Source organism: Celeribacter marinus, assembly GCF_001308265.1.
Lineage (GTDB): Bacteria > Pseudomonadota > Alphaproteobacteria > Rhodobacterales > Rhodobacteraceae > Celeribacter > Celeribacter marinus.
Genome location: NZ_CP012023.1, coordinates 1,773,417 through 1,788,992 on the forward strand (window position 1 = coordinate 1,773,417; position 15,576 = coordinate 1,788,992).

The 15,576-nt window shown below is 53.0% G+C and carries 12 protein-coding genes; 4 read left to right on the top strand and 8 right to left on the bottom strand.

Going from position 1 to position 15,576, the window contains the following annotated elements:
- Positions 1-24: 24 nt before the first annotated feature.
- Both IMCC12053_RS08805 and infB read left to right on the top strand, forming a co-directional pair.
- Complete coding sequence (locus tag IMCC12053_RS08805) at positions 25-660, top strand: RNA-binding protein (RefSeq protein ID WP_062218215.1); 636 nt, start codon at positions 25-27, stop codon at positions 658-660.
- Positions 657-3,179, top strand: a complete 2,523-nt coding sequence (gene infB, locus IMCC12053_RS08810) for a translation initiation factor IF-2 (protein WP_062218218.1) — start codon at positions 657-659, stop codon at positions 3,177-3,179. Before IMCC12053_RS08805 ends, infB begins: the two co-directional genes overlap by 4 nt.
- Positions 3,180-3,525: 346 nt before the next feature.
- Here the strand turns inward: infB and mutT are convergent, their stop codons facing one another.
- Genes mutT through IMCC12053_RS08825 form a run of 3 tightly spaced genes read right to left on the bottom strand, consistent with a single transcriptional unit; the run spans position 3,526 to position 6,041 of the window.
- Positions 3,526-3,924: an 8-oxo-dGTP diphosphatase MutT gene (gene mutT / locus IMCC12053_RS08815; RefSeq protein ID WP_062218221.1), complete on the bottom strand. Its 399-nt coding sequence runs from the start codon at positions 3,922-3,924 to the stop codon at positions 3,526-3,528.
- Positions 3,924-5,168, bottom strand: a complete 1,245-nt coding sequence (gene argJ / locus IMCC12053_RS08820; RefSeq protein WP_062218224.1) for a bifunctional glutamate N-acetyltransferase/amino-acid acetyltransferase ArgJ — start codon at positions 5,166-5,168, stop codon at positions 3,924-3,926. Before argJ ends, mutT begins: the two co-directional genes overlap by 1 nt.
- Before the next feature lie 30 nt (positions 5,169-5,198).
- Positions 5,199-6,041 carry a peptidylprolyl isomerase gene (locus IMCC12053_RS08825; RefSeq protein WP_062218227.1) on the bottom strand — a complete coding sequence of 281 codons (843 nt, stop codon included), beginning with the start codon at positions 6,039-6,041 and terminating at the stop codon, positions 5,199-5,201.
- Between the two features lie 180 nt (positions 6,042-6,221).
- On the opposite strand from IMCC12053_RS08825, the gene secA reads away from it, so the two are divergent.
- Both secA and IMCC12053_RS08835 read left to right on the top strand, forming a co-directional pair.
- A complete protein-coding gene (secA, locus tag IMCC12053_RS08830) occupies positions 6,222-8,912 on the top strand; it encodes a preprotein translocase subunit SecA (protein WP_062218230.1) in 2,691 nt (896 codons plus the stop codon).
- A 96-nt stretch (positions 8,913-9,008) separates the two neighbouring features.
- Positions 9,009-10,298 carry a site-specific integrase gene (locus IMCC12053_RS08835; RefSeq protein ID WP_062218233.1) on the top strand — a complete coding sequence of 430 codons (1,290 nt, stop codon included), beginning with the start codon at positions 9,009-9,011 and terminating at the stop codon, positions 10,296-10,298.
- A 27-nt stretch (positions 10,299-10,325) separates the two neighbouring features.
- Here the strand turns inward: IMCC12053_RS08835 and IMCC12053_RS08840 are convergent, their stop codons facing one another.
- The 5 genes from IMCC12053_RS08840 to dnaJ form a co-directional block, all read right to left on the bottom strand.
- Positions 10,326-10,892, bottom strand: coding sequence for a tyrosine-type recombinase/integrase (locus IMCC12053_RS08840; RefSeq protein ID WP_062218236.1), 567 nt, complete (start codon positions 10,890-10,892; stop codon positions 10,326-10,328).
- Between the two features lie 474 nt (positions 10,893-11,366).
- Positions 11,367-12,131, bottom strand: coding sequence for an IS21-like element helper ATPase IstB (istB, locus tag IMCC12053_RS08845; protein ID WP_062214769.1), 765 nt, complete (start codon positions 12,129-12,131; stop codon positions 11,367-11,369).
- Positions 12,128-13,618 (bottom strand): IS21 family transposase, encoded by a 1,491-nt coding sequence (gene istA, locus IMCC12053_RS08850; protein ID WP_062218239.1) that lies wholly within the window; start codon positions 13,616-13,618, stop codon positions 12,128-12,130. The genes istB and istA overlap by 4 nt, the downstream gene beginning before the upstream one ends.
- A gap of 95 nt (positions 13,619-13,713) precedes the next feature.
- Positions 13,714-14,283, bottom strand: coding sequence for a JAB domain-containing protein (locus IMCC12053_RS08855; RefSeq protein WP_074906389.1), 570 nt, complete (start codon positions 14,281-14,283; stop codon positions 13,714-13,716).
- Between the two features lie 117 nt (positions 14,284-14,400).
- Positions 14,401-15,552: a molecular chaperone DnaJ gene (gene dnaJ, locus IMCC12053_RS08860; protein ID WP_062218246.1), complete on the bottom strand. Its 1,152-nt coding sequence runs from the start codon at positions 15,550-15,552 to the stop codon at positions 14,401-14,403.
- Between the last annotated feature and the right edge of the window lie 24 nt (positions 15,553-15,576).

A 15,576-nucleotide genomic window follows, 5' to 3' on the forward strand; every position in this document is an offset into this window, starting at 1 on the left:
TCAGGCCATCGAGAGAGGTAAAGTATGACCAGAGGCGGCCAACCAAAAGACAAAATGGAAGATGACGAGCGGCGCTGTATCGTGTCGCGCGAGGCGCAACCGCGTCACGGTCTCATCCGTTTCGTGGTTGGTCCCGATGGTACCTTGGTGCCCGACCTTGCGGAAAAGCTGCCCGGTCGTGGAATATGGGTCTCATGCGAACGCGCCATTTTGGAAGAGGCGATAAGCAAGCGCCTCTTTGCCAAGGCGGCGCGACAGGATGTGATTATACCCGATGGGTATGTCGATTTGATTGAAAAAGGCCTCGCGAATCGCGTTGTGCACCTCATCTCACTGGCCCGGAAGGCTGGTCAGGCGGTGTGTGGGTTCGAGAAGGTAAAAAATTGGCTGATCGACGAGCATGCAAAGATTCTTTTGCAAGCATCGGATGGTTCAGAACGTGGAAAAGGTAAACTCAAGACGCCTGATGGAGGCCGTTGGTTCGGTCTGTTGTCGAGTTCTGAATTGGGTTTGGCTTTCGGCCGCGAAAGTGTGATACATGGCGCGCTCGCAGGCGGCGGACTCAGCAAACGAATTGTTGAGGACGCTGAACGCCTGAAGGGTGTGCGCGAGACAGACGGTGGAGAGCGCTCCGCCGGGAAGGGTAAGACGACGAAATGAGCGATACAGATGGTAAAAAACCCCTTGGCATTCGTGGCGGCCCCGGTTCGGTGAAGCAAAGCTTCTCCCACGGGCGGACAAAGAGTGTTGTTGTGGAGACCAAACGCAAGCGTGTCGTGGTGCCCAAGCCGGGTGTCCCGAACCCCGCGAGTGCAGCGCCAGGCGGCAAGCCTATGAAAAGCGATCCTGCGCGCAGGCCCGCTGGTATTTCCGATGCCGAGATGGAACGCCGTATGAAAGCGCTTTCCCTTGCTAAGGCAAAGGAAGCTGAGGACATTCAACGTCGTGCTGCCGAGGAAAAGGCTCGCGACGATGAGCGTGATCGTCGCCGCAAGGAGATTGACGATAAGGCTCGTGAAGATGCCGAGCGCGAAGCTGCCCTTAAGGCAAAAGAAGAAGATGAAGCACGCGTAAAACGCGAAGCTGAGGCCGAGCGCACGCGCGCTGCGGCAGCTAAGACTGTGAAAAAAGTTGATTCACCGGATGATCCCGCTGCGGCACAAGCCGCCATTCAAAAGCAGGGTGAGCGTCCAAGTCGTGGTGCCGCTGTAACGCCGCGCGCTCGAGAGCGCGAAGAGCCGAACCGCAACACACGCAACAAGGGTGATGCGGACAGCCGCCGCTCGGGTAAGCTAACGGTCAACCAAGCGTTGACAGGTGGCGAGGGCGGACGTCAGCGTTCAATGGCTGCGATGAAGCGTAAGCAAGATCGCATGCGTCAAAAAGCGATGGGGTCCAACGAACCGCGCGAAAAAGTTGTGCGTGACGTTCAGGTGCCGGAAACAATCATCGTTTCCGAACTCGCGAACCGTATGGCGGAACGCGTTGCTGATGTTGTGAAATCACTCATGAACATGGGTATGATGGTCACACAGAACCAACCTATCGACGTTGATACAGCCGAGCTGATCGTAGAAGAGTTCGGTCACAAGATCGTTCGCGTTTCCGACAGTGACGTGGAAGACGTGATCACACAGATCGAAGATGATGAAAAAGACCTCGTGTCTCGTCCTCCGGTCATTACGATCATGGGCCACGTTGACCACGGTAAAACATCTCTTCTCGACTCCCTTCGCCACGCAAGTGTGACGGCGAGCGAGGCGGGCGGAATTACGCAGCACATTGGTGCGTATCAGGTCGTCACCGACAATGGTGCCGTGTTGTCGTTCCTCGACACGCCAGGGCACGCTGCGTTTACATCAATGCGATCGCGCGGTGCGCAAGTAACTGACATTGTCGTTCTCGTTGTCGCTGCGGATGACTCCGTTATGCCGCAAACGATCGAGGCCATTAATCACGCGAAAGCGGCGAATGTGCCAATGATCGTAGCAATCAACAAATGTGACAAACCAGATGCTGATCCGAACAAGGTGCGCACCGAGCTGCTTCAACACGAAGTTGTTGTCGAAGCAATGTCGGGCGAAGTTCAAGACGTAGAAGTGTCTGCGAAAACTGGTAAGGGCCTCGATCAACTTCTTGAGGCGATTGCGCTTCAGGCAGAGATTCTAGAGCTCAAGGCGAACCCAGATCGCGTTGCACAGGGTGCTGTTATCGAAGCTCAGCTTGATGTTGGTCGTGGTCCTGTTGCGACTGTTCTTATTCAGAACGGTACGTTGAAACGTGGCGATATCTTTGTTGTGGGTGAGCAGTGGGGCAAAGTCCGAGCGCTTGTGAACGACAAAGGTGATCGCGTCGACGAAGCTGGACCATCTGTTCCTGTTGAAGTTCTTGGTTTGAACGGCACACCCGAGGCGGGCGATGTGCTCAACGTTGTTGCGACTGAGGCTCAGGCGCGCGAAATTTCTGAATACCGCGAGCATGCGGCGAAAGAGAAACGCGCAGCAGCAGGTGCGGCGACAACCCTTGATCAGTTGCTTGCGAAAGCAAAAGCCGATCAGACTGTGGCGGAACTTCCAATCTTGGTCAAAGCTGACGTTCAAGGTTCGGCTGAGGCGATTGTTCAGGCCATGGAAAAAATCGGCAACGATGAGGTCCGTGTGCGCGTTCTACACTACGGTGTGGGCGCAATTACTGAGAGTGACATTAGCCTTGCCGAAGCGTCTGGTGCCCCTGTTATCGGCTTTAACGTGCGTGCAAATGCGCAAGCACGTAGCACAGCAAACCAAAAGGGCGTTGAAATCCGCTACTACTCAGTCATCTATGACTTGGTTGATGATGTGAAAGCAGCCGCGTCTGGTCTTTTGTCTGCCGAAGTTCGCGAGAATTTCATCGGTTACGCGCAGATCAAAGAAGTGTTCAAGGTGTCCAACATCGGCAAAGTTGCTGGTTGTATCGTCACCGAAGGTGTCGCGCGCCGCGAAGCGGGCGTTCGCTTGCTGCGTGATGATGTCGTTATCCACGAAGGCACACTCAAGACGCTCAAGCGCTTCAAGGACGAAGTGAAAGAGGTCCAGTCCGGTCAGGAATGTGGTATGGCATTCGAAGCCTATGACGATATCCGTCCGAATGATGTTATCGAAATCTTCGAACGCGAAGAGATCGAACGCAACCTCTCGTAATTCGAGATTGCATATGTATCAAAAAGGGCCGGATGAGAAATCATCCGGCCCTTTTGTATTGTTCTACACGTTAGTATCTTGGTTCTTATGAGGACGTGATTGGCTTGCCTTCAAACGTGCACTCTCCAACGCGAACTACGATATTTCCATTGGCTGCATCACGGACGAACAGCCCTTGAACCGAAATATATTTGCTCAGTGTGATTGATTTAATCATGTGCCCCATCCCGACTATGAGCATCGATTATAGTCTGACGTTCACCATTTTGGGGTGCGGGCAAAAGATTGTCGTGGTGCGATCTGGAGTAATGGCCGCAACTAAAGTGTTCCCTCGGAGTGGCGCCAATTACAGCCAATCACGTAAAATGGGAATAATGGGTACATCAGCTGGAGGCATGGGATAATCGCGCATTTCGGCAGCGCGGACCCATTTGAGTGTCTGGCCTTCCTTTGGCATTGGCACGCCATTCCACTTTCGACACGCAAACAGCGGCATCAGAAGATGAAAGTCATCATATGTATGTGAGGCAAAGGTGAGCGGGGCGAGACAGGAATTCCACGTCTCGATCCCCAACTCTTCGTGCAACTCACGCACCAAGGCCGCCTCTGGTGTCTCGCCGGCTTCAATCTTACCGCCAGGAAACTCCCATAGCCCCGCCATTGATTTTCCTTCAGGGCGTTGCGCCAAAAGTACGCGACCATCGGAATCAATAAGGGCGACAGCGGAGACCAGAACTGTTTTCATCACGAGCGATAGTCCGCATTGATGGTGATGTAACCGTGGGTGAGGTCACAGGTCCACATCACGGCTTCGCCAGACCCGAGGCCAAGGTCGGTCGAGATGACAATATCATCGGCTTTCATATATGTCGCGCCTTTGTCTTCATTGTAGTCGGGCGACACCCAACCGTTTTCTGCGACAGTGATATCGCCAAATTTTATGGTGAGGCGGTCGCGATCAGCCTGTGCACCTGATTTTCCTACGGCCATGACGATGCGGCCCCAATTGGGATCTTCGCCTGCGACAGCTGTTTTGACGAGCGGCGAATTGGCAATGGCCGAGGCTACTTTTTTGGCATCACTCGTGGACACAGCCCCAGTGACGCGGACCTCGACGAATTTTGTCGCTCCTTCGCCGTCTTTGACGACTTGGTGCGCGAGGTCTAGCATGATGGATTTCAGCCCCTCATAGAATGCCTCGCAAGGCTTTGTGCCGCCCTGAAGTGATGCGGCGGGGGATTTTCCAGTTGCTGCAATCAACAACGTATCCGAGGTCGATGTATCGCTATCAACTGTAATGCAGTTGAATGTTTCATTCGTGGCACGGGTCACCATGTCTTGCAGTAGCGATTGCGATACTTTGGCGTCGGTAAAAATGTAGACAAGCATCGTCGCCATATCGGGTGCGATCATGCCGGAGCCTTTGGCCATGCCTGCAATTTTGATTGTGCCGCCGTCTGCGGCAATCTCGACCGTTGACCCCTTGGGATAGGTGTCGGTGGTCATGATTGCACGAGCGGCGTCCGAGATGCCGTTTTCATCAAGGGCTGCCTTGAGGTCATCAAGCTTTGCGGTGATCCGCTCCCATTTCAACGGCTCACCAATGACGCCCGTAGAGGACGTGAACACACGTGATTGGTCAATGCCGAGGGCGTCAGAGATTGCCTTTGTGATTGAGGCAACCGCATCAAAGCCGCCCTTGCCGGTGAAGGCGTTTGAATTACCCGCGTTCACCAAAATAGCGGCTTTGCCTTTGCTGTTTCCACCCACTTTATCTTGGCAGTCGAGGACCGCCGCCGAGCGTGTCGAGGATCGTGTAAATGTGCCTGCAATTGTGGTGCCATCGCAGAGTTCGGCAAGCATGACGTCTACGCGTCCCGAATACCGCACACCCGCCTCAAGCGCGGCAAAGCGCACACCATCGATTACGGGAAGTTGAGGAAACCCACCCTTAGGGGCGAGGGGAGAGACCGTTTCAATTTTGGCCATAGCAGTGTTCCTTGGGTATCAAAGACGGAATTAATCCGCCAACAGGGTATCGTCGTTAACAGCGTCTTTGACGTCGAGCTCGATGCGCTCAATTGTCGCGTCATTTGTTAAACGTTCAACACCTTCGCGCAAGGCAACATCGGCCAACTGCGCTTCGATTTCTTCGCGCATGTCGTCGAGGGACGGAATATCTTGCAGGCGCGTTTCAACCAATTTGATGATGTGCCACCCGAATTGGGTCTGAACGGGGGCGGAAACTGCACCTTCTTCCATTGCTGCGACCGCCTCTTCAAAGGGGGCAACCATCATGCCTTTTCCAAACCAACCAAGATCACCACCGTTTGGACCGGACGGTCCCGTAGATTTCTGACGCGCAAGGTCCGCAAAATCTACGCCGCCATCCAAGTCGACAAGCAAGGCTTTTGCCTCGTCTTCTGTTTCGACGAGAATATGCGCGGCGCGATATTCGCGCGAGGGTTCCGCGCTAGCATAGGTTTCGTTGTAAAATGCTTCGATAGCCTCATCGGTCATCGCGCGTTCGGCCATTTCCTCTAAAGCGGCGCCTGCAAATATCGCGCGTGTCTCGTTTTGCATCTGAATTTGTAACGCCTTGTTTGGTTCACCGATGCTTTGGCGCAACACTTCTTGTTGGATCATTTGCTCCAAAATGCCTGTGAATAACTCATCAACTGGAAGAGTTTGGTATTGCTCGGGCAAAGTTCCGCGCGCGGCAATAACATTGCCCATTGTGATGCTGGATCCATTCACCGTTGCAACTACGGTATCTGCTGAAATCTCTTGCGCAAAGAGCGGCGTTGCGGTGAGCGCGGCCTGTGAGATGACAAGAGCGGCAATAAAACGACGATACTTCATGTGATTTGTCCTTCCTGGCCCGATCATAGCGGGGCGCAACGTTGACACTACTCTAATGGCCCCTTACATCGCTTAAGGTCTATAAAGAGGAGCCGTTGCGACCGTTTCTATGGGGTGATGAGCAGCGGAGCAATACCTCCTCTCACACGATCCTGTCAGGACGCATCGAGCGGAGAAAATATGCTAGGCATTGGTACACTTGCGAAAAAGGTCTTCGGCACGCCGAATGACCGCAAAATCAAGGCGACCCGACCTATTGTTGAAAAAATCAACGCTCTGGAAGCAGAGTTTGAGAAACTTGACGATGCAGGCCTGATTGCAAAAACGGACGAATTTAAAAAGCGTGTCGCACAGGGTGAAAGCCTTGATGCGATTTTGCCGGAGGCATTCGCCAACTGTCGCGAGGCGGCGCGGCGTGCGCTTGGTCTGCGGGCTTTTGATACCCAGTTGATGGGTGGTATTTTTCTTCATCAGGGAAATATTGCCGAGATGAAAACGGGCGAGGGCAAAACGCTTGTTGCGACCTTCCCGTCTTATCTCAATGCGCTAACTGGCAAGGGCGTCCACGTTGTGACCGTGAACGACTACCTCGCCACCCGTGATGCGGAATGGATGGCCAAAGTATTCGAAGCGTTGGGTATGACCTGTGCGTCGATCTACGGGCAGCAACCCGAGGATGAAAAGCGCGCGGCCTATGCCTGTGACGTCACCTATGCGACGAATAACGAGCTTGGTTTTGATTACCTGCGCGACAATAGCGCGTCGGATTTGAACCGTGTTGTTCAACGCGGCCATAATTTCGCGATTGTCGACGAGGTTGATTCCATCCTGATCGATGAGGCGCGTACACCGCTTATCATTTCTGGCCCGTCCGATGATCGCTCAGAGCTATACCAGATCATCGACAAACTGATTCCTGAATTGACGCAAGAGCATTATGAACTTGACGAAAAGACGCGTCAGGTTTCGTTCACCGAAGATGGTAACGAGTTTTTGGAGCAACGCTTGCATGCTGCTGGATTGTTGCCCGAGGGGCAGACGCTTTACGATCCCGAGAGCACGACCATCGTTCATCACGTGAACCAAGGCTTGCGGGCGCACAAGTTGTTTCAAAACGGCGTGCACTACATCGTGCGTGATGGTCAGGTCGCGCTGATTGACGAGTTTACCGGCCGTATGATGGCTGGTCGTCGCCTCTCCGAGGGACTTCACCAAGCGATTGAAGCTAAAGAGGGCTGTGCTATTCAGCCTGAAAACGTCACGCTTGCGTCGGTGACATTCCAAAACTATTTCCGGCTTTACAATACCTTGTCTGGTATGACGGGGACTGCGTTGACCGAAGCGGACGAGTTTATGGAGATCTATAAACTGGGTGTTGTCGAAGTGCCGACAAACCGGCCGATCACACGCAAAGATGACCATGACCGTGTTTACCGCACAGAAGTAGAAAAGTTGGCCGCTGTGGTGCAATCGGTACGTGACGCCAATGCAAAGGGTCAGCCGGTTCTTGTCGGGACAACATCGATCGAGAAATCAGAAGAGCTTTCTGGTCTGCTAACGAAAGAGGGTGTTGAGCACAAAGTTTTGAACGCGCGCCATCACGAAAAAGAAGCGGAAATTGTTGGGGATGCGGGCAAACTCGGTGCGGTGACTATTGCTACAAACATGGCGGGCCGCGGCACGGACATCAAGCTTGGCGGAAACGTCGAGATGAAAGTTATGGAGGCTATTGCAGCCAACCCAGATGCGAATCCAGACGAAATCCGTGCAACGATCCAAGCTGAACACGCCGAAGCTGAAAAAGCCGTTCTTGAGGCCGGTGGTCTGTATGTTTTAGCGACCGAGCGCCACGAAAGCCGCCGTATCGATAACCAGTTGCGTGGGCGATCCGGTCGTCAGGGCGATCCGGGGCGCTCACTTTTCTTCTTGTCGCTAGAAGATGATTTGATGCGCATTTTTGGCTCCGAGCGCCTAGATAAAATGCTATCGTCTCTTGGCATGAAAGAGGGTGAGGCGATCATCCACCCTTGGGTGAACAAATCACTCGAAAAAGCGCAGGCCAAGGTTGAGGGCCGCAATTTCGACATTCGCAAGCAATTGTTGAAATTTGACGATGTGATGAATGATCAGCGCAAAGTGGTCTTTACTCAGCGCCGTGACATCATGGAGTCCTCAAATGTCAGTGAGATTGTGACGGATATGCGTCACGAAGTGATTGAGGATTTGGTCGAAGCTGCAATCCCACCGAAGTCTTATCCTGACCAGTGGGATACAGAAAAACTGTATGTCTCAATCATCGAAGCGCTCAATATGGACGTCAAAGTCAAAGAATGGGCCGAAGAAGAAGGCGTTGACGACGAAGTCATCACCGAGCGTTTGTCAGATGTCACCGACAAAATGATGGCCGACAAAGAAGCTGCGTTCGGATCGGAGCAGTTCCGCCAGATTGAGAAGCAATTCCTGCTCAATACGATTGACGCAAAATGGCGTGAGCACCTTTTGACACTTGAGCATTTGCGCTCTGTGATTGGTTTCAGGGGCTATGCGCAACGCGATCCGTTGAACGAGTATAAAAACGAGAGTTTCCAGCTTTTTGAAACGATGCTCGATAGCCTTCGTGGAGAAGTGACCGCAAAGCTGGCGCGTGTGCGTCCAATGACTGACGAGGAGCGCAACACCATGCTTGCGCAGCTTCAGGCTCAGCAATCCCAGTTGGACGGCGATGTGGTAGGTGCGACACCGCAACAAAACCCAAACGCAAAGCCCGGCTTCGACGAAGCTGACCCTGAAACATGGGGCGCGCCCGGTCGAAACGATTCTTGCCCATGTGGGTCAGGTCAGAAATTCAAACACTGTCACGGGCGCATATAAATCTGTTTAATAACAGTGATTTAACAATCAATTGCAAAGCATAAAATGTTATGCAATTGTTATGCAAATGGCGATTTTGCATAGGTTGTTAGGCATTTGTTAGGCAAAACTGAGGGCGAGTTTGAAGAAAAGCTGCTTGATGGAAGGGTGCTATTGTTTAGTCGCAATGGCATTTTCCAAGTGCGTTTGTACAAAGGCACACGGCAATACATCTACAAGAGTCTTAAGACACGTGACTTAAACAAAGCACGTGATTTGGCAGTACGTGCACACTATGAGTTAGAGTTTCGCAAAGAAGAGCAGCTGCCACTGCAGATTAAGCGTTTCAGTGAAGTGCTGAACGAATATGCCAAACTGCGTGAGAGCCAAAACGCACGTGGCACTTACCGTCACAGCAACAAAGCCAACCAACAACAGACAAGTGATTACATGCTGCGCCAAATAGTGCGTGTGAGCAAGTTTTGGCATGAGTTCTGTGGCAAGAAGCCAGTTGATAAGATAGATAATGCACTGCTGCGTGACTACGTTGATTGGCGACGTGACTACTATCACCGTATGCCAGTAGAGCAGCGTCCAAAGAACCACAGCTTAAATCCAGCAGATAAAACACTTGAGTGGGAAACTACCTTTGCACTCACTGTGCTTAAGTTTGCACAAGAACGTGGCTACAGAGGCAACAAACCAACACCAACATTTAGGCACAAAGCGCAGCGCACTAAAACACGCCCAGCATTCACACTGCGCGAATATAGCGTGTTGTACAAAGGCATTAGGCGCTGGATGCATGAGGAGAAAGACAATGCTCGTTGGCGCTACACACGTGAGTTGCTGCGCGACTATGTGCTTGTCCTTGCCAACAGCGGCATGCGTGTAGGAGAAGCTAATAACTTGCGTGTGGGTGACTTAGAAAAGTTCACAGACGAACGTGGGCGCGAGAACTATGCATTTAATGTGAACGGCAAGACTGGAAAGCGTTATGTTATTCTACGTGCTAACGCTGCAAGATATGTGGAACGTACACTTGAACGCAATTCTCGTTGGCAAGAAGAGTGGGCACGTACGGCAGCAGTTGGTGCAAAACAACACAGTCGTAAAACAGCACAGCATGATGATTGGCTGTTTAGAATGCCAGATGGCAACAAAATTATCACGCTGATTGATCAATTTAACGAAGTGCTTAAGCGTGAAAACATCACTCATAATGCTGATGGTGAGAAGTATACGCTGTACAGCTTAAGACACTTTTATGCTGTGCAGATGCTGAGACACGGCAAAGTTAATGTGTTTGATATCGCCCGTAACATGGGCACCAGTGTGCAGATTATTGAAAGCTACTACGGCAAACATGCCACTGCACAAGAACTTGCTACGAGGTTGGGTGGGTAAAAAGGGTAGGTTCGAACCTACTGTTTGCTAGAGCAACTCCACAGCGTTTGCCATCTGCTCATCATTCACATCAATATATCGCTGTGTGACAGAAATTGAACTGTGCCCAGCAAGTTCAGCCAACACACGAACGCCAATTCCCTTGTTCGCCAATCGCGTAATGAATGTTCTGCGAGGACTATGACTGCTGGCACCTTGTAGTCCACAAGCATGGAATATGTTGAGGAACAGCTGACACATGGTGTTTGCACTAAAGTGCCCCCCTTTCTGACTGCGAAACAACGGCGCTGCAGCGTCTACGCAGCGTGTACACTGCTGATACTCAGTAAGCACTTGGGCAAGCTGCTTGTTGACGAACACTGTGCGTGTACGTGCGCCTTTGGTTTGTGTCTTTGACAGCGTGAACTGACTGCGTGGCTTTTGCTCTTCATCAAACACATCACCAAAGCGCAGTGCTGCAACTTCCTTTGCTCGCAGCCCTGTGTTCATAGCCAGCAGTAATATGGTTTTGTCACGTACCGTGTGTTTGCGTGTTGCGCAGTCGCGTAAGGCTCGCTTCAATTGAGCGTCTGTGAGTGTTAGTGCTTGTGCCATATCAACCTCAAATATCACGTTGGTTACGCACAAACGTAAAGTCTGATATTCGGTTTGGGCAACCAGAATACTGAGATTTGAATCCTGTTCGATAACAGTTGGTTATGCGTTAATATCAGACAATACTTATTCTATGACATTTGAGCTTGAGCCATAGCTGTTCATTTGCAGTGTGTATTTGTATTTGGATTGTTGTTTGCGTCACTGCTACGCAGTTCCACAATCGCTTCTCTGTTGTTCACTTTCGCATTCGCTCAAGTTCTCAACAGCTTCAGCATTGTTTTATCACTGATACTTAATGGTGTCAACGGCAGAGTAAAATTGGACCAAAGGGCAGCGCAAAATGTTGCCACATTGAAGGTGGCGTGATGAGGGTGCAGCCGTAGGCCAGCATCCGGGCGGCCGCGCTTGTCATATAGCTGGCGGTTGCCCGGATGCTGTGGCCCGTCAGGGCCAATCTGTGCTGATTGTGGTTTAGGTTTTGGGTGTTGCCTGACGCGCCTTGCTCTGGCCAAGGCGGTAGCTTTCGCCATTCATCTCAAGGATGTTGACGTGGTGGGTTAGGCGGTCGAGCAGCGCGCCTGTCAGGCGTTCTGATCCAAAGGTCTCGGTCCATTCGTCAAATGGCAGGTTGCTTGTGATCAGCGTGGATCCGCGCTCGTAGCGTTGGGAGATCAACTCGAACAAAAGCTCGGCCCCTGTTTTGCTCAACGGCACAAAGCCCAACTCGTCGATGATCAGCAGCCTGTAACCCACCATCTGCTTCTGAAGCCGCAGGAGCCTGCGTTCATCTCGGGCCTCCATCAGCTCGTGAACCAGCGCTGCAGCCGTGACAAAGCCGACAGACAGGCCTTTTTGACAGGCAGATAGGCCAAGGCCCAAGGCGACATGCGTTTTGCCGGTGCCTGAGGGACCGAGCGCTATGACATTCTCGCGCCGGTCAATCCATTCGCAACGCGCCAACTCCAGCACCTGCATCTTGTTCAAGGCAGGGATTGCCTTGAAGTCGAAGCTGTCCAGGCTTTTGACGGCCGGGAACTTGGCCGCTTTGATGCGCCGTTCGATCATCCGCCGTTCACGGTCGATCATTTCCAATTCGACCAAACGTGCAAGGAACTGAACATGGTCATGCCCCTCTGTGGCGCATTGCCGGGCCAGTTTGCCATATTCCCGCAACACTGTTGGCAAGCGGAGAGATTTGAGCCGGTGATCTAGTAGGATTTGAGGCGCTTGTGTCATGCGGCTTTCCCCCGCTTCATCAGGGACATGTAACTGGCCGCCGACGTCGTGCCAACATTGGCCTTTGGCAGATATGGATAGACATCCAGGTCCAGTTTGGGCGGTCGCTTCTCGACCTGGCACAAGACAAGATGCTTGATGGCATCAAAACCGATCGCGCCCATGCGCAGCGCATTTTTGACGGCGACATTCAGATCGGCCATCTCGAACGTTTCCAAGAGCCGCAAGACCTGCACATACTCGCGCCGGCCAGCCTTGATCATGCGGGCCTCCATCAAGCGGCGCAGGGTCGCAAAATCTTCTGGCAGTTCCCATGCGACCAGCGGAGCAGCTTGATCCAGAGCCCCGGTCTTTTGCTCCAACAGCGGCAGATAGTGAACAGGATCAAAGACCATGTCTTCGCGGTCCCAGCACCGCGGGTGGCGGGCGATCACATCGCCACCACAGCCAATGACGACCCGATCGACATAGCCGCGGACCCAGACGTCACGGTGGCCATAAGCAACGGGCACCGAGTCATCATTGGTTTTGTAGCGCACCAGGGATTGCGAGTTCACCTGGCCACTGGACTGATCGCAGGCATCAAATGGAGACGCCGGCAGATCCATCATCGCTTCAAGGTCGCGGGCCAGTCGTTGCCCGATGCTGTCGCCATGCCCGCGCAAGACATCCGTCTGGCGCTTGCGGCATTGCTCTTCCAGCCAGAGGTTAAAAGCCTCCCAGGTCGGGAACTGAGGCATCGGCACCATGAAGTTGCGCCGCGCATACCCGACCAGCCCCTCAACAGCGCCTTTGTCATTGCCCTTGCCGGGGCGACCATAACGATCCTGGATGAGGTAATGCGACAGGAACCCGCTGAACAGTTTGGTCCGTTTGCGCGAACCGCCCGGCAGGATCTTCGCAACAAGGCATCGGTCATTGTCATAAAGAACCGACTGTGGAACCTTGCCGAAGAAAGCAAAAGCATGGACGTGACCGTCAACCCAAGCTTCAGACACCGCCGCAGGGTAAGCACGCACAAAGCAGGCGTCACTGTAGGGCAAATCAAGTGCAAAGAAATGCGCCTTCTGCTCAACCCCGCCGATTACAACCATGGCTTCGCCGAAATCCGCTTGGGCGTGGCCAGGGGCATGGGCCAGCGGCACAAACATCTCCCGCCTGCGCCGGCCATGTTCCCGGACGTAATTCTTGACCGTCGTGTAGCCGCCCATGAAGCCATGCTCATCGCGCAGCCTCTCAAAAACCCGTTTGGCAGTGTGCCTTTGCTTGCGGTTCCGGTTGAGGTCGTCCTGCAACCACTGATCGATGAAGCCGGTGAACCCGTCCAACTTGGGCCGCTTGATCTGCGCCGTTCGTTGATATCCGGGCGGGACCGAAAACATCATCATCTTCGCCACGCTCGCACGCGATATCCCAAAATGGTTCGCTGCCGCCCGTTCGCTCATGCCGCCCCGACGCGCGAGGCGGACCTTCCTGTAAAGTTCCACGCTGAAAATACCCCCGCCCTCCCTGCAAACAGAAAGGGCCAAAGTGGCAAAGTTTTACTCTGCCCGCAGCAAGACAATCTCGCCACTTCCATGGCTCACTTTTGCATTGCCGTTCTCACAGGGACATGGTCGACTGTGCCTTGCGCCGCTACTTCGTCCACAATGAGTCTGTTTTTTCTGTCCAGATAAAGCACATGAAGTCTTTCTATCCCGCAATGAGACAAAACTGTGTGGCAGTAGTCCACGACTGCATTCCAGCTCGACAGAATGGGCAATGTTAGAACGCGCGCACGCGCCAATCTGTGTGCGCTCGCTTCGATAAGCTTGAGTTCTTGGGCGGCTTCCAAGGTCATCCCGTCAATTTGTAAAAGGCGCGCTACTGGCGCCGAAATCGTCGTGCTGTAATCCCCAAACGTATGTAAAAGGCGCTCCACCAAGGATCTGACATCGGCGCGAGGTAGCGCACGGCCAACCACAAGGTCCAATAAATCTGAGTCTTGCAATGCCGCACCACCACCTGACATCAGCCTATTGTGTAAATCGTGCCTATGATTGCGCAAGATGCTGGGCAGGCGCGCGGGCATTTGAACGGGACGTGCATCGTCGAGGTCAAAGAGCCATTGCGGCATTTGCGGGAAGTCATGGGAAGCGGGTATCTTGGACATTCTAAAACAGTGACGTGGAATCACTAAATTTTAGGTTAAGGATGTTTTTGAATCTACTGGAGCAAAACACTATCGCCGCCGAAAAAACGAGGCGCTGTAACGCCCCGTTTTTAAATCTTAGTGTGTCATGCCATCCCAAAAACTCTTTACCTTCTTAAAGAAGGACGAGCTTTCGGGACTGTTGTCCTCACCGAGCTTATCGAACTCGCGCAAGAGCTCCTTTTGCTTGGTGGACAGGTTCACCGGTGTCTCGACGCCGAGCTCTATGAACATATCGCCTTGGCCTGCGCCCCGCAGCATTGGCATTCCTTTTGCCCGAAGGCGCATTTGGCGGCCCGTTTGGCTACCTGCGGGAATTTTGACTCGGCTGCGGCCACCATCGATGGTTGGAACCTCAATGTCCCCTCCCAGCGCGGCGGTGGTCATTGAAACGGGAACGGCGCAATGTAGATGCATTCCGTCACGTTCAAAAATCGGGTGCGGCTGTACTTCTATAAAGATGTAGAGATCGCCTGTGGGGCCACCGCGCAAACCCGCTTCGCCTTCGCCTGATAGGCGAATTCGAGTGCCTGTCTCGACGCCAGCAGGAATGTTGACTGACAATGAACGTTCTTTTTCAACGCGCCCCGCCCCATGACAATCCTTGCACGGATCTTTGATCGTTTGACCTATACCACCACATGCGGGACAGGTGCGTTCAACTGTAAAGAAGCCTTGTTGAGCACGCACTTTGCCCATGCCTGAACATGATGGACAGGTTTGAGGTTCTGCGCCGTTCGCCGCACCTGTCCCAGTGCAGGTTTTGCAGCTGACGGACGTTGGCACATTGATGGTCTTTTGTGACCCCTTATATGCGTCCTCAAGGGAGACACGCATGTTGTAGCGCAAGTCAGAGCCACGTTGCGCGCGAGAGCGTCCACCGCCACCACGTTGCTGCCCCCCCATGAAGTCGCCAAACAGATCGTCAAATACGTCAGAGAACGCAGATGAAAAGTCGCCTTGTCCGTGTCCGCCAAACCCACCGGGACGCCCGCCTCCACCCTGCTCAAATGCCGCATGACCAAATCGATCATATGCCGCCTTTTTCTCAGGATCTTTGAGTGCGTCGTACGCCTCGTTTGCTTCTTTGAACTTTGCTTCAGCTTCGGGGTTATCGGCGTTTCGGTCAGGGTGAAACTCCATCGCTTTTTTGCGATAGGCTTTTTTCAACTCACCCGCATCCGCGCCTTTTCCAACACCGAGGACTTCGTAATAGTCGCGTTTTGCCATGGATTACACCCTCCTGGAACGCGA

What these genes read in the sequence shown, in the direction of transcription:
- IMCC12053_RS08805 (WP_062218215.1), top strand. Translation starts at nt 25, where the DNA reads ATGACCAGAGGCGGCCAACCAAAAGACAAAATGGAAGATGACGAGCGG.
- infB (WP_062218218.1), top strand. Translation starts at nt 657, where the DNA reads ATGAGCGATACAGATGGTAAAAAACCCCTTGGCATTCGTGGCGGCCCC.
- mutT (WP_062218221.1), bottom strand. Translation starts at nt 3,924, where the DNA reads ATGAAAACAGTTCTGGTCTCCGCTGTCGCCCTTATTGATTCCGATGGT.
- argJ (WP_062218224.1), bottom strand. Translation starts at nt 5,168, where the DNA reads ATGGCCAAAATTGAAACGGTCTCTCCCCTCGCCCCTAAGGGTGGGTTT.
- IMCC12053_RS08825 (WP_062218227.1), bottom strand. Translation starts at nt 6,041, where the DNA reads ATGAAGTATCGTCGTTTTATTGCCGCTCTTGTCATCTCACAGGCCGCG.
- secA (WP_062218230.1), top strand. Translation starts at nt 6,222, where the DNA reads ATGCTAGGCATTGGTACACTTGCGAAAAAGGTCTTCGGCACGCCGAAT.
- IMCC12053_RS08840 (WP_062218236.1), bottom strand. Translation starts at nt 10,892, where the DNA reads ATGGCACAAGCACTAACACTCACAGACGCTCAATTGAAGCGAGCCTTA.
- istB (WP_062214769.1), bottom strand. Translation starts at nt 12,131, where the DNA reads ATGACACAAGCGCCTCAAATCCTACTAGATCACCGGCTCAAATCTCTC.
- IMCC12053_RS08855 (WP_074906389.1), bottom strand. Translation starts at nt 14,283, where the DNA reads ATGTCCAAGATACCCGCTTCCCATGACTTCCCGCAAATGCCGCAATGG.
- dnaJ (WP_062218246.1), bottom strand. Translation starts at nt 15,552, where the DNA reads ATGGCAAAACGCGACTATTACGAAGTCCTCGGTGTTGGAAAAGGCGCG.